This window comes from Psychroserpens sp. AS72 (assembly GCF_038900375.1).
Classification (GTDB): domain Bacteria; phylum Bacteroidota; class Bacteroidia; order Flavobacteriales; family Flavobacteriaceae; genus Psychroserpens.
This window is the reverse complement of sequence record NZ_JBBMRC010000001.1, coordinates 469738-484469: the sequence shown is the minus strand read 5'-3', so window position 1 is coordinate 484469 and position 14732 is coordinate 469738. Positions and strand designations below refer to the sequence as shown.

Genomic DNA, 14732 nt, shown 5'->3' with positions numbered 1-14732 from the left:
AAATAAAATATTCAGAAGAAAAATATATGACAGATAAAGAAAAATTCATGAAAGAAGCAGTAAATGCTGCACTTAAAGGAATGAACAACAACGAAGGTGGACCATTTGGTTGCGTCATTGTAAAAGATGGAAAAATAGTAGGACGAGGAAACAACAAAGTAACCTCAACAAACGATCCCACTGCTCATGCTGAAGTTACAGCAATTAGAGACGCATGTAAAAACTTGGATTCTTTTCAACTAGATGGCTGCGAAATTTACACGTCTTGTGAACCTTGCCCAATGTGCTTAGGCGCCATTTATTGGGCTAGACCAGATAAAGTATATTATGGAAGTAACCAAGTAGATGCAGCAAACATAGGTTTTGATGATGAATTTATTTACAAAGAAATTCCATTACCATACTCAGAAAGAAGTATTCCCTTTGAGCAATTAGCACGTGAAATTGCTTTAGAGCCTTTTCAAGAATGGGCTAAAAAGGTAGATAAGACTGAGTATTAGTTGAAAACAAAAGACTGGAACAAGCATAGAGACAGCAAATGTGCGACACCCAATTTCCGACAAAGTAGGAATCATCAATCTGCAGAAATAATAAGCGAAAAACGTAAGTGCAAAGCGTAGCTTTAAGCATGAAGTTTGAAAGCGAATGTTCCGCAGGAATTTCCTCAGATTGATTTGAATTTTTGGTTCGTTTTGTTTCAAGACAAAATGAACAGAAAGAAAAATAAAAAATTTAGAAATTAATGATCACCTTCATCCTAAATAACAAAACCATTAAAACGTCGGAGCATTCCGGAACCACTTTATTGGATTTTGTGCGTTACCAACAACGTCTCACAGGAACCAAAATTGGTTGTCGAGAAGGCGATTGTGGTGCATGTACAGTTCTCGTTGGAACTCTATTAAACAACACCATTAACTACCAAAGTATCACCTCTTGTATTTCTCCCCTCGGAAATGCGCATGGCAAGCACATTGTAACGGTTGAAGGTACTAATCTAAAAGACAAACTAACCACAGCTCAAGAAGCCATGAAAGCAAATTACGCTACTCAATGCGGATTTTGCACACCTGGTTTTGTGGTTGCCTTAACTGGTTTTGCTCTTTCAAATTCTGAAAATAATTACAACAATGCACTTGATGCAATTAGTGGAAATATTTGCAGATGCACAGGCTACAAAGCCATTGAAAAAGCAGCGCATCAAGTTGTTGAAAAACTAGAAAACAAAACGGAAACTAGTTTTGATTGGCTTATTGAAAATGAATTTATTCCTGAGTATTTTAAAAGTATTCCTCAACGTTTAAAAGATATTGAAATTGCCGATTTAAATCAACCTAAAGGAAAATATGTTTCTGGTGGAACCGATTTATATGTGCAACAAGCCGATCATTTAGCAGATAATGATGTCCATCTAATTGCTGAGAAAGATTATTTAAAAGGTATTACAATTGAAAACGGTGTTTGCACCATTGGAACCAATGCAACTGTTTCCGATTTATGGAACCATAGTGACGTTAATAGTTTTTTTCCGAAGCTAAAAAAACATTTAAAATTAGTCTCTTCAGAGCAAATTAGAAATATGGCTTCCTTTGGTGGGAATTTGGTTAATGCGTCTCCAATTGGAGATATGACGATTTTCTTTTTAGCACTAAATAGTGATATTACTATTCTAGACCAAGATCAAAACGAAAGAAAAAAAGCACTCAAAGACTTTTATTTAGATTATAAAAAATATGATTTAAAAGATGGTGAATTATTAAAGGCTATCAGCTTTAATTTACCTTCAAATTATTCATTTTTTAATTTCGAAAAAGTCTGTAAACGAACTCATTTGGATATTGCTAGTGTTAACTCAGCGATTCACATTTCCGTAGAAAACGATATAATTATAGAAGCACATGTCTCTATTGGTGGAGTTGCTGCTATTCCTAAATATTTACATGAGACTTCAACATTTTTAGCTGGTAAAACACTCTTTTCAGAAACGATATTAGAAGCCAATGAGATGCTACAAAAAGAAATTTCATCAATAAGTGATGTGCGTGGCACGAGTGATTATAAAAGGCTTTTGGCTAGACAATTATTTTTTGCACATTTCACTGAGTTATTTCCGAAGAAATTCACACTAAACGACTTTGTACAACATGCATAAAAACAAATCAAATAGTGACTTAGACTCTAAATTAGATGCCGTTTCAGTAGCATTAAAACAGAGCATTAAAAACTTAGATTCTCACACACATGTTCGTGGAGAATCGTTGTATGTAGACGATGTAAACATTAGACAAGGGACATTTCACGCTGTCGTTTTTGATTCGCCAAAAGCCCACGGAAAAATCAAAAGTATTGATTATTCTAAAGCTAGATCTTTGGAAGGTGTTGAGCGTATTTTCACCTATAAAGATATTCCTGGCGAAAATGAAATTGGAGGAATCATTGCAGACGAACCTTTATTTGCTGAAGATGAAGTTCATTTTTGGGGAATGCCTATTGCCTTAATTGTTGCAGAATCTAAATTTATTGCCAGAAAAGCACGAAGTTTAATTGACATAGAAATCGAAGATTTACCAGTAATTACAACTGCAAAAGAAGCCAAAGCAAAAGGGAGTTTCATCAACGCACCACGATCTTTTAGTTTAGGTAACACAGAAAAAGCATTTGCAGATTGCGACTATGTTTTTGAAGGCGAAACGTTTTCAAATGGTCAAGAACATTTATACATTGAAGCACAAGGTGCTTATGCAGAACCAATGGAAAATGGTAACATAAAAATCACGTCATCTACACAAGGTCCAACTGCTGTTCAAGCAACAACAGCTCGAGTACTGGATATTGCAATGCACAAAATAGAAGTGGATGTCACACGACTTGGAGGAGGATTTGGTGGTAAAGAAGATCAAGCAACGCCTTGGGCTGTCATGGCTGCTTTGGCGACGTATCATTTAAATCAATCGGTAAAATTGATATTAAATCGTCATGACGATTTACGCATGACAGGAAAACGTCACCCTTATGAAAGCACTTATAAAATCGGACTTTCAAAAGACTTAAAAATACTAGCGTATCAAACAGAGTTTTTACAAAATTCTGGTGCTGCAGCCGATTTATCTCCAGCCATTGCTGAACGCACTTTATTTCATGCAACCAATAGTTATTACATACCAAACGTTACTACGAAAGTATTAAGTTGCAAAACCAATTTACCTCCAAATACAGCCTTTAGAGGTTTTGGCGGTCCGCAAGGTATGTTTGTTATTGAGTCTGCAATTGCAAAAGCAGCTCATGAGATTGGAGTGAGTGCAAAACAAATTCAAGAAGCCAATTTGCTTGATGAAAATGATACGTTTTCTTACGGACAAATTGCTACAAAAGTAGAAGCCAAAAACACTTGGGAGTCGGCTAAAAAATTATTTAACTGTGAAGCTTTAGAACAAGAGGTTATATACTTCAATAAAAATAATAAAGCTATCAAAAAAGGATTGGCTTTTATGCCAATTACTTTTGGGATTTCGTTCACCAATACACCAATGAATCATGCACGAGCATTGGTTCACATTTATTTAGACGGAAGCGTTGGCATTAGTACTGCAGCTGTAGAAATGGGACAAGGCGTCAACACAAAAATGATGCAAATTGCTGCAGATGTGTTTTCGATTCCTATTGATAAAATCAAGATAGAAACTACTAATACGACGAGAGTTGCAAACACCTCACCTTCTGCTGCGAGTTCTACTGCAGATTTAAACGGAAAAGCAACGATAATGGCTTGTAATAGTTTAGTTGAGCGTTTAAAAATTGTGGCTTCGGAAATTTTAAATGCTTCGGAAAACAATCTAGAACTCAAAAATGAGTTTGTCTACGTAAAAGGCAAAAAATCAGAATTAACTTGGACAGAACTCATAAGTAATGCTATGTTAAGACGTGTTGCTCTAACCGAAAACGCACATTACGCAACTCCAGAAATTCACTTTGATAAAACCAAAGAAAAAGGTCATCCTTTTGCTTATCATGTTTATGGTACTGCAATTATTACAACAACTGTAGATTGCACACGTGGCACTTACGAATTTGACAGTGTGAAGATTATACACGATTACGGAAAAAGTATGAGTGAAGGTATAGATTTAGGTCAGGTTGAAGGTGCTTTAATTCAAGGAATTGGTTGGATGACCATGGAAGAAATTGCATATAATAAAGATGGAAGATTATTGTCTAACGCATTATCCACTTATAAAGTTCCAGATCTATTTTCTGTACCAAAAATAGTAGAAGTAATTCCAGTAGAAACCAAAGGAAATGACATGGCCATTTTAAAATCTAAAGCCGTTGGCGAACCTCCTTTAATGTATGGGATTGGTGCTTATTTTGCACTTCAAAACGCCATCAAAGCTTTTAATCCTAACTACGATTTAAAATTTCATGCACCAATGACACCTGAGAAAGTTTTAATGAGTTTGTATGAATAAAATCTAATTTAATCAAAATGCAAACACAAATAAATGAACACGTTTTTGATAGCTTTCCAGAGTTAGAAAGTGAACGACTGTTTTTTAGAGCCTACAAAAAGGATGATGCTCAATCGCTTTTAAAACTTAGAAGTCACAGAGATGTTTCAAAATATATGGATACCACAATCCCTAAACAGATTGAAGATACTGAAAAGAAAATCTTAGACTACCAGAACGCGTTTGATGAGAAGAAAGGTATTACTTGGACTATTATTGAAAAGAAAAGTAATAATCCAATTGGTGATTTCGGGATTTGGCGAATTGACAGACAAAATTCTAGAGGTGAAATTGGCTATATTTTACATCCAGACTTTTGGGGAAAAGGTTTTATGACCGAAGCTTTTAATACATTAATTCGTTTTGGATTTAACAACTTAAATCTTCATAGCTATGAAGCGAATGTCAATACCGAAAACGAAAACTCAAAAGCACTTTTACTTAAATTTGGCTTTAAGCTAGAAGCCTATTTTAGAGAAAACTTCTATTACGATGGTCAATTTTTGGATAGCGAAATTTATTGTCTAATACAATCAGATTTAAACTAAACTCATATCGCACTGCATTATAACAAACAAAACATAATTAAAGGCGCACTTATTTATAGTGCTGGAGACACTATTGCTGCACTTTTACTAGATGAGTTTTCTTGGTATCGTTTATTAGGAATGATGCTAGTTGGTGCAACATTTTATGCTTTCGAAATCCCAAATTATTTTGATTGGATTGTAAAAAAAACACAGTTTTTAAAAGGGATTAAAGCGACTTTAATCAAAACTTTTTTAGCAATCGCATATTTTAATCCGTTGTGGATTGCTAGACATTTATTGTTTATAAAATTGTTTTCTGGTCAGTTTGAAGCGATTGGATGTAATCTTTTACAGATTGCTTTTTGGTCGTTTGTTGTCAATATTCCTATTTCTTTTATTGCTAATTATATTATTCAAAATCGATTTAAAATTAAATGGCGTTTTCTGGGAAGTGCTGTTTTTTCTGCTTTGATGGCGATTTATTATGCACTAAGTGAGACGTTTTTTAGTTAACCAATTACTACCTTTCCACTTCGCTCTAGATAAACTTAGGCAAGAATCTCATTGACTATACAATACACTTCCACATCACATCTCCATTCATAAAATATTTTTACTGTACTTTTAGTGAATCATGATAAAATTCTTTAGAAAAATACGTTACGACCTTGTGGACAAAAATAAGACTGGGAAATATCTCAAATATGCAATTGGTGAAATTGTACTTGTGGTAATAGGTATTTTAATTGCGCTCTCAATTAGTAATTGGAATGAAAAACGCAAACATAATAACACTATCAAAGGCGTTTATTCAATTATAAAAAGTGATTTATTAACTGATATTAAAACAATCGACAAAGTACTTGTTTCAACAAAATTCAGGGATAGTATATTCAAACGCGTTATTAACAAGGAAATGACATATGATGATTATTTAAATTGCAATCTTTGTATGAATATTCTTGGTGGCTTTCCAGACATAAAACTAAAAACAAGAGAGTTAGAATTGTTAGAGCAAAATAGCACAATTCTTAATTCATATCAAGATAGTCTCTCCATTGAGATCAATAATTTTTACTCTTCTTTTAACATCGAAATTGATGTCGCTATCCAAGAAGTAATTACAGATTATAAAGAAAATCGAACCTATTTTAAAAACAATATGACTTGGTTTGAAGATTATCAAAAGATGGTATTTAATGAAGACTTTGTTAAATATGCACTGACATCAATCGATTATAGAAATCGAGTTATTTCATTTAACTCACTGTATTATGATATTTACCTAGGTTTTTTGAGGCAATATAAAGAAGGTGCTTACAAGCTTATTGAGAATATCGATAAAGAATTAGAAAAATAATTATAAGCTAACTTCACACAATTGTTTCTAGATCTTCTTTTGTAAGTAATGTATATGCTTTTATATGGTAATGATTTACAACCTCTTCAAGTAAAGTTGTTCTAACCACAAGAATTAGATGCTGCTTCTCATCATTCAAAAATTGAGGAATTAATGTTTCTGCGGAAAAATGCAAACCTTCATTGTTCAATTCTAATTTTCCTAGTTCATCAATAATTAAATATTGATTATCATTTTCCGAAGTAAACGAAATCAAGAAATCATTTGCTTTTTTGAAAGCCGATTTAAGAAAATGAAAAGGTCCAATATTGATTATTTTATCAGATTCAATATTGTTTTCAAATGCTACTTCAAGTTCAAATTCTTCTTTTGATTTCACTTTCAGAAAATAACGTTTTCTATCCTTTCCATCAGGACAAATTAAACCATCAACATCTTCCCTATTGATAATCCAATTTAATAAAGCAGATGTTTTACCTGTTCGAATATCTCCTGTTAGAATATAGATCATTTCGAAGGCATTTTAAAATGAATACAATTGGAGATGCTATTTGCCATGAAATATTTAAATCGTGTATAGCCTTTTAAATGTTTTGTTTCCTTCCAAGTAAATGAAATAATCTGCCTGAAATATGGAAACAAGTCCATAGCATTGGTAATATCTTCTTTGTATTGTGATTCTTTTTTATGGAGATATTTTCGAACTAATTTTAAAAGTAAAGGTCCAATAACCAAATACCAAAGCATTAAAATTAAGAAGCTACGCAACATGATATAAACGCCTTTTTTCCATCCAAATAAATCGCCTCCAAAAAATGAAAATGCTAAAACAATTATAGCAACAGTAATTAACCAAACCCAAATCACTTTAGTTTTAAAAGTTACTTTTGATGCCGACTTACTTGAATTTAAATCATCAGGTTCTATATAAAAATCTGTTTCGGTTTTACTAGATATAATATTAATTATGCTTTTGATGAAAAATCCTGCTAAGATGCCGCAAATCCCATACAACAATAAATAGATGGTTACCAAAAAAGAAGCAGTTGAAGTTTCTGAAACAAACTCCATTTTCTTTTGAACCCAAGCACCATAGATATTGATGGCTTCCCATAATTCGGTACCATAAACAATAGTTAGTATTAATAATTTTTGAAGTGCAGATTCTAAAAAAGTGATCATTCCTAAAACCATTAACGTGGCACCTTTCCATGAGAAATTAGAAAACAGAAAAGCTCCAAATAAGGCTTGAAAACTCACCGCAACATAAGCTCCAAAAGGAGAATACGGACTCACAGCCATTTTAATAATCAACACTATAAGAAGTGCTTTTAAAATAGCTTGCCATTTATTTTCGGCATAATAAGCAATTAAACTAATAAGTAAAATGGAAATTCCTCCAACAATTAGTCCAGTAAAAGGTGTATTAAAAACATGTAAAAAACCACCAAGACCAGACTCGTTTAATGCCCAAAGAGCAGTTAATTTATCAATGATAGATTTGTTGTTTTTCATGTAAAGATTCTTCGCTTTGCTCTGTATGACACTATCTATTTTGCTATAGGTTGATAATATACTTGAAGTAATTGTGCCACAACACTAATCGCAATTTCTTTTGGTGTATCTCCTCCAATAGGCAAACCAATTGGGCACACAACATTACTCATACCTTCTTTTATATTCATCTCGTTAATAAGCATGTTATTGAAACGTGCTTTTTTTGTTTTACTACCTATCAAACCTAGAAATTTGGTCTCTTCTTGTAGTGCCATTGCTATGATATCAAAATCTATAGCATGATTGTGAGTCAATACTAAAACATAACAACTGTTTCCCCAGCGCACAGCATCTCTAAAGGTTTTAAAATCTATCTCACTTACCTCACATGGATTAATGCTTGGATCAAATTCCTTTTCTTTAAACCAATCTTTTCTAGAATCTATAAGGTTCACTTTAAAAGGTGTACCTACTAGTAATTGCACTATTTCTTGTCCGATGTGTCCTGCTCCAAATAAAAATAATTCTGGTGTTTGATTCATAGGTTCTATAATAAATTCAACTTTTCCGCCACAGCATTGCTCAAATTCTGGTCCTAAAGTATATCCAGATTCAATGATTTTATTGTCATCTAATGCAATCATTGCTTTTTCAATAGCTAAAAACTCTAGTTTTCCACCACCAATAGTACCATGCACGATTTTGTCTTTGGTTATTATCATACGAGAACCCAAGACACAAGGTGTTGACCCTAAGCATCTTGTAACCGTAACTAGAGCCACAGGTTGTTGCTTTTCTTTAAAATCTGATAATAATTCAATCCAATTCTTCATTTGTACCTAAAAGAGAGTTTAAAAGTAACACTTTTTTCATGTAAGGCACATTTCAAACTCATCCAAAAAAAAAATTAGCATTCTGCTAAATTTTCTGTTAAGTTTGGTAATTAATACCGACTTAAAACCTGACATCTACTTTTTACGTAGATAAATTAACACCTAAAAACTTTAATATACATGTCAAAAACATATTACGATCCTGCAGACCTTAGAAAGTTTGGAAATATCACAGAATGGAACGAAGAACTAGGAAACAAATTTTTTGAGTATTACGGGAAAGTTTTTGAAGAAGGCGCACTCACAGCTCGCGAAAAATCACTCATTGCCTTAGCTGTTGCGCATACTGAGCAATGTCCGTATTGCATTGATGCTTATACAAAAGATGGATTACAAAGAGGTGTTACTAAACAAGAAATGATGGAAGCCATTCATGTTGGTGCTGCCATAAAAAGTGGTGCAACATTAGTGCATGGTGTTCAAATGATGAATAAAGTAAATAAATTAGACGGTTAGTATTTTAGCGTTACCACAATGGTCAGGCTCTCGGCAGTCGCTCTCTTCAAGGAGCTCCAACAAAGCCTCCATCCTTAACGCAAATGGTTATACTTACAAAACATAGTCTTAAATTAATATGACAAAAGTAAAGACCCAATCCCTACATAAAAAAGGAAGCGATTTAGCACAAAGTAACAGGCAACTCGAAATCTTATCTAACGGCATTTTCAAAAAAGGAGAATTGCCAACATTTAAAGAGAAAATTTCGGAGACTAGTCAATTTCCGCTGAAAGCTAAAAAGCTAGAAATACTACAAATTAATGTTGGTTATATGTGTAACCAAGTTTGTGATCACTGTCATGTAGATGCAGGTCCAGACCGAAAGGAAATCATGACTCGTGATACCATGAGACAATGTTTGGAGGTCATAAAAATCTCAGGCGCTCATACCTTAGACTTAACTGGAGGAGCTCCAGAAATGAATCCAGATTTTAGATGGTTTGTGGAAGAAGCAGCAAAAGTTGGGATTAAAGATTTTATTGTTCGTTCTAACTTGACAATTATTCGTGCCAATAAAAAGTATTACGATTTACCAGATTTTTTCAAAAAACACAATGTTCATGTTGTGAGTTCAATGCCACACTGGACACAAGGCAAAACAGATAAGCAACGAGGCGATGGTGTTTTTGCTAAGTCTATAAAAGCCTTGCAAGAACTTAATGCGATTGGCTACGGAATGCCAGATAGCGATTTAAAGTTAGATTTGGTTTACAACCCATCTGGAGCTTTTTTACCAGGAGACCAAGCGTCAATGGAAAAAGATTTCAAAAAAGCATTGTTAGAAGATTTTGGGATTCAATTTCATAATTTATTCGCGATTACAAATTTACCGATTGCTCGTTTTTTAGATTTCTTAATTGCCTCAGAAAACTATGAAGATTATATGTACCAATTAGTTGAAGCATATAATCCAGCTGCTGTTGCAAATGTGATGTGTACAAATACACTTTCAATTAGTTGGGATGGTTATTTATTTGATTGTGATTTTAACCAAATGCTAGAATTACCTGTTAATAGTAAATCTAAACATATTTCAGAATTTAGCGAAGAACTTTTAGAAGGACGAAATATTGTAATTTCACAACATTGTTACGGTTGTACTGCTGGTGCAGGAAGTAGCTGTCAAGGCGTTGTCACATGATAAGAACTGTAATATTTTACATATTTGCCTTGTCTACTTTTATTGGGTTTTCTCAAGACTCTATTGACGATTTATTGAAACAACATAACTCAAATGCTGTACCTTATATTTCGGTTCAAGAGTTGGCAATGCCAAAAACTGAAGCTATTATTTTAGATGCTAGAGAACAATCTGAATACCAAATTAGTCATCTTAAAAATGCAATCTTAGTTGGATACAATGATTTCAACTTAAAGCAAACCACACAAAACATTCAAGATAAAGATCAAGCTATAGTTGTGTATTGCTCTCTAGGAATTAGATCTGAAACCATTGCCAATCAGCTAAAAAAAGCTGGATATACTAATGTAAGAAACTTATATGGTGGTATTTTTGAATGGAAAAACAATGATTTTGAAGTTTATAATCTGAATGATAGAAAAACTGATAGTATTCATGCATTCTCTGAGCACTGGAGTAAATACTTATTAAAAGGAACAAAAGTGTATTGAACTTTGTGATCATGATACTAATTGAGTAAACAATATGGGAATTTTATCCAAAAACAATGTAAATAGTGATCAAGATTTGATTGCTAATTTTCACTTTCCGACGTCACAAAAAGCCATCATTATTTTTACTAGAAACCCAGAATTAGGAAAGTGTAAAACCCGTTTGGCAAAAACAATTGGTGATGAAGCTGCTTTAGAGGTTTACAAACACTTGCTAAAGCATACGGCAAATGTTGCACAAAAAGTCAAAGCTGACCGCTATGTATTTTATTCCGAAGACATAAACACTAAAGATATATGGAGTGAAGATCGATTTAACAAAAAACTCCAATATGGTAATGATTTAGGTGAAAGAATGTATAACGCGTTTATAGATCTATTACAATCTGGTTATAAAAAAGTGATTATTATTGGTAGCGACCTATTAGATTTAAATGAAAACCTTATCGAAGATGGTTTTAATCAATTAGAAACTAATGATGTGGTTATTGGGCCTGCTTTAGATGGTGGCTATTATTTATTAGGACTAAAAGAAATGCACGAGGCGATTTTCAAAAACAAAAAATGGGGAACAGAAACTGTAAGGCAAGACACTTTAAATGATTTACAAAATAGTAATGTACATTTACTAGAATCTTTAAACGATATTGATACTTTTGAGGATATGAAACATTATAACCAACTCAAACAATTTTATACAACGAATGATTAAATTTATAACAGAAACAGCAGAATATTTAAAATCTAAAGGATTTGAAAACCCTGAAGTTGGCATTATTCTCGGTACAGGTTTAGGAAAACTTATTGAAGAAATTGAGATTCTTGCAGAGGTTAGCTATAACCACATTCCAAATTTTCCAACTGCAACCGTAGAGTTTCACAAAGGAAAATTAATTTACGGACAACTATCTGGAAAAAAAGTAATTGTAATGCAAGGTCGCTTTCATGTGTATGAAGGTTATTCTTTACAAGATGTGACGTATCCTGTTCGTGTTATGAAACAATTAGGTATCAAAACTTTATTAGTATCAAATGCCTCTGGAGCTATAAATTTAGATTTCAAAAAAGGTGAATTAATGTTGATTGATGATCACATTAATCTCCAAGGTAGTTCTCCTTTAGCTTTTAGAGGTGTTGAAGAATTGGGTGAACGTTTTGCAGATATGAGCGCACCATATAACCTTGAGATCAACGCTAAATTTAAAGCCATTGCAAAAGCGCATCACATAAAATTACATGAAGGTGTTTACGCTAGTGTTGTTGGACCACAATTAGAAACCAGAGCAGAATACAGAATGCTTAAAATTATTGGTGCAGATGCTGTAGGAATGAGTACTGTTCCAGAAATTATAGTTGCCAATCATTTAAATTTAAAAGTAGCTGCAGTGTCAGTTTTAACAGATGAATGCGACCCAAGTAATCTCAAGCCAGTAAATATTAGTGAAATTATTGAAATGGCTGGAAAAGCAGAACCTGATATGATTACACTTTTTAAAGAATTAATAAAAACGTTATAAAAATAGTTAGCAGTCTTTAGTCCTATTGATATTGCCAACTGAACACTAAAAACATGAGTTACTTAAACGCAACCAACGATTTATATAAAGAAGCAGCACTAACACCAGATGTTGGTTTATGTTGTACAACCAACCCTATTTGGGAATTCCCTGGATTAAAAATCCCAAAAATCATGCAAGAAATGAATTACGGTTGTGGTAGTACGGTTCATGCTCGCGATTTAACTAATAATCCAAAAATGCTATATGTTGGTGTTGGAGGCGGAATGGAGTTATTACAATTTTCATATTTCAATCGTGAAAAAGGAGGTGTTATTGGTGTCGATGTTGTTGATGAAATGTTAGAAGCATCACGCAAAAATTTTATCGAAGCTGAAAAACAAAACGATTGGTTTAAAAGTGAATTTGTAGAGCTTAAAAAAGGAGACGCTTTACATCTTCCTGTTGAAGATAACAGTATTGATGTTGCTGCTCAAAATTGTTTATTTAACATCTTTAAAGCTGAAGATTTAAAAAAAGCAATCGATGAAATGTACCGTATTTTAAAACCTCATGGTCGTTTAGTAATGAGTGATCCTACTTGTGAACAACCTATGAACGACACCTTACGTAATGACGATCGACTAAGAGCACTTTGCCTTAGTGGAAGTTTACCTATTGCAGAATATGTAAAAGCATTAACAGATGCTGGTTTTGGCACTATTGAAATTAGAGCAAGAAAACCATATAGAATCTTAGACCCAAAAAATTACCCAACCGACGAATTGATATACATTGAGTCTATTGAAGTTGCTGCCATTAAAGATCCAATGCCAGAAGATGGTCCTTGTATTTTTACAGGAAAAGCAGCCATTTATTATGGAGATGAAGATTATTTTGATGACAAAGCTGGACATATATTATTAAAAAACCAACCACTAGCAATATGTGATAAAACTGCTGGAGCTTTACAAGCTTTAGGACGGGATGACATTTATTTTAGTGAATCTACTTTTCATTATGATGGTGGAGGCTGTTGTTAATCTATAATCTACATTTTATTATATCCATGTGATATAAAAAATCATAAAACTGAAAGGCATCTAAATCAATTAGATGCCTTTTTTTTAAACCTAAATTTTAAATTCATCGTAAGTAATTAAGTCTGCTCTCGTCGAACTTAATTATAATCCAACTACATGATATTAGTACTTCTTTTTATTTCAGCCTGTTTTTTAGCCTACAGTAATGGTGCAAACGATAATTTTAAAGGTGTTGCAACACTTTTTGGTAGCGGAACAACGAATTATAAAAAAGCCATAAATTGGGCAACCATAACAACCCTTTCAGGATCTGTTGCTGCCATTTTTCTAGCTAATGAATTAGTGAAAAACTTTTCTGGAAAAGGATTAGTACCTGATGAGCTTATTACCATGCCTGTTTTTGCAATATCAATTGCATTTGGAGCAGCTATAACCGTGTTTTTAGCAACAAAACTAGGAATGCCAATTTCTACAACGCATAGTTTGGTTGGTGCATTATTTGGAGCTGGAGTAATGGCTGTAGGTTCTCAATTTAATTTTGAAAAACTTGGAAGCACATTTTTAATGCCACTAATTGTAAGTCCGCTTATGGCTGCAGTTATTAGCTATTTTGCATATGTTATCTTTCGGTTTTTTAGAAAGCGATTAGGAATTACAAAAAAATCACAACTCAAAATTCACAAAAAACAAGAAATACAATTAGAAACTTTAAATTTAGATAACACAGCTGCTTTTAAAACAACTACAAAACTGCAATCAACTATAAATAAAGATATAGAGTCTTATGAAGGTGAAATTTTAGGATTGAGTTCTCAAAAAGTATTAGACACCTTACATTACTTAAGTGCTGGAATTGTGAGCTTTGCTCGAGGTTTAAATGATACACCAAAAATTGTTGGCTTATTATTAATTATTAATGCGATTGATATTAAATGGAGCATGCTAACTATAGCAATTGTTATGGCTGTTGGCGGACTACTTAATGCTAAAAAAGTAGGACTAACAATGAGTAAAAAAATCACACCTATGAATTCTGGACAAGGGTTTACAGCAAATATGGTGACAGGCTTATTGGTAACCACAGCAAGTATTCATGGCTTACCAGTTTCTACTACACATGTATCTGTTGGTTCTATATTTGGAATTGGAACTGTTACAAAAAAGGCCGATTATAAAATGATAGGTAAAATATTACTATCTTGGCTATTAACACTTCCAGTTGCAGCTATTGTTAGTGGTTTAATATTTAAATTATTAGAAACATTGTAATACAATAAA

The 14732-nt window shown here is 33.1% G+C and carries 16 protein-coding genes; 13 read left to right on the top strand and 3 right to left on the bottom strand.

Going from position 1 to position 14732, the window contains the following annotated elements; all coding sequences use genetic code 11:
* Positions 1-26 precede the first annotated feature (26 nt).
* From WNY78_RS02095 to WNY78_RS02070, 6 genes are all read left to right on the top strand, one after another.
* Positions 27-500: a nucleoside deaminase gene (locus WNY78_RS02095; protein WP_342871518.1), complete on the top strand. Its 474-nt coding sequence runs from the start codon at positions 27-29 to the stop codon at positions 498-500.
* A gap of 242 nt (positions 501-742) precedes the next feature.
* Complete coding sequence (locus WNY78_RS02090) at positions 743-2152, top strand: FAD binding domain-containing protein (protein WP_342871517.1); 1410 nt, start codon at positions 743-745, stop codon at positions 2150-2152.
* Positions 2145-4466, top strand: a complete 2322-nt coding sequence (locus WNY78_RS02085) for a molybdopterin cofactor-binding domain-containing protein (RefSeq protein WP_342871516.1) — start codon at positions 2145-2147, stop codon at positions 4464-4466. Before WNY78_RS02090 ends, WNY78_RS02085 begins: the two co-directional genes overlap by 8 nt.
* Positions 4467-4483: 17 nt before the next feature.
* Positions 4484-5053, top strand: a complete 570-nt coding sequence (locus WNY78_RS02080) for a GNAT family protein (protein WP_342871515.1) — start codon at positions 4484-4486, stop codon at positions 5051-5053.
* A gap of 120 nt (positions 5054-5173) precedes the next feature.
* Positions 5174-5548: a hypothetical protein gene (locus WNY78_RS02075; protein ID WP_342871514.1), complete on the top strand. Its 375-nt coding sequence runs from the start codon at positions 5174-5176 to the stop codon at positions 5546-5548.
* Positions 5549-5669: 121 nt separating this feature from the next.
* A complete protein-coding gene (locus tag WNY78_RS02070) occupies positions 5670-6395 on the top strand; it encodes a DUF6090 family protein (RefSeq protein ID WP_342871513.1) in 726 nt (241 codons plus the stop codon).
* Between the two features lie 13 nt (positions 6396-6408).
* Here the strand turns inward: WNY78_RS02070 and WNY78_RS02065 are convergent, their stop codons facing one another.
* From WNY78_RS02065 to xdhC, 3 genes are read right to left on the bottom strand one after another with little or no spacing between them, the layout of a single operon-like run.
* Positions 6409-6906 (bottom strand): nucleoside-triphosphatase, encoded by a 498-nt coding sequence (locus tag WNY78_RS02065; protein WP_342871512.1) that lies wholly within the window; start codon positions 6904-6906, stop codon positions 6409-6411.
* Complete coding sequence (locus WNY78_RS02060) at positions 6903-7910, bottom strand: hypothetical protein (RefSeq protein ID WP_342871511.1); 1008 nt, start codon at positions 7908-7910, stop codon at positions 6903-6905. The genes WNY78_RS02065 and WNY78_RS02060 overlap by 4 nt, the downstream gene beginning before the upstream one ends.
* Positions 7911-7945: 35 nt before the next feature.
* Entirely contained in the window at positions 7946-8725 is a 780-nt protein-coding gene (gene xdhC / locus WNY78_RS02055; protein WP_342871510.1) for a xanthine dehydrogenase accessory protein XdhC, read from the bottom strand.
* A gap of 180 nt (positions 8726-8905) precedes the next feature.
* On the opposite strand from xdhC, the gene WNY78_RS02050 reads away from it, so the two are divergent.
* The 7 genes from WNY78_RS02050 (at position 8906) to WNY78_RS02020 (ending at position 14723) form a co-directional block, all read left to right on the top strand.
* The gene (locus tag WNY78_RS02050) at positions 8906-9241 is read left to right on the top strand and encodes an arsenosugar biosynthesis-associated peroxidase-like protein (RefSeq protein WP_342871509.1); all 336 of its coding nucleotides are present in this window, start codon (positions 8906-8908) and stop codon (positions 9239-9241) included.
* 118 nt (positions 9242-9359) lie between these two features.
* Positions 9360-10424 carry an arsenosugar biosynthesis radical SAM (seleno)protein ArsS gene (arsS, locus tag WNY78_RS02045; protein WP_342871508.1) on the top strand — a complete coding sequence of 355 codons (1065 nt, stop codon included), beginning with the start codon at positions 9360-9362 and terminating at the stop codon, positions 10422-10424.
* Positions 10421-10915, top strand: coding sequence for a rhodanese-like domain-containing protein (locus WNY78_RS02040; RefSeq protein WP_342871507.1), 495 nt, complete (start codon positions 10421-10423; stop codon positions 10913-10915). Before arsS ends, WNY78_RS02040 begins: the two co-directional genes overlap by 4 nt.
* A gap of 34 nt (positions 10916-10949) precedes the next feature.
* The gene (locus WNY78_RS02035) at positions 10950-11627 is read left to right on the top strand and encodes a TIGR04282 family arsenosugar biosynthesis glycosyltransferase (RefSeq protein WP_342871506.1); all 678 of its coding nucleotides are present in this window, start codon (positions 10950-10952) and stop codon (positions 11625-11627) included.
* The gene (locus WNY78_RS02030; RefSeq protein WP_342871505.1) at positions 11620-12432 is read left to right on the top strand and encodes a purine-nucleoside phosphorylase; all 813 of its coding nucleotides are present in this window, start codon (positions 11620-11622) and stop codon (positions 12430-12432) included. Before WNY78_RS02035 ends, WNY78_RS02030 begins: the two co-directional genes overlap by 8 nt.
* Before the next feature lie 53 nt (positions 12433-12485).
* Positions 12486-13454: an arsenosugar biosynthesis arsenite methyltransferase ArsM gene (gene arsM / locus WNY78_RS02025; RefSeq protein WP_342871504.1), complete on the top strand. Its 969-nt coding sequence runs from the start codon at positions 12486-12488 to the stop codon at positions 13452-13454.
* A gap of 156 nt (positions 13455-13610) precedes the next feature.
* Positions 13611-14723 (top strand): inorganic phosphate transporter, encoded by a 1113-nt coding sequence (locus WNY78_RS02020; RefSeq protein ID WP_342871503.1) that lies wholly within the window; start codon positions 13611-13613, stop codon positions 14721-14723.
* The last annotated feature ends 9 nt before the right edge of the window (positions 14724-14732 follow it).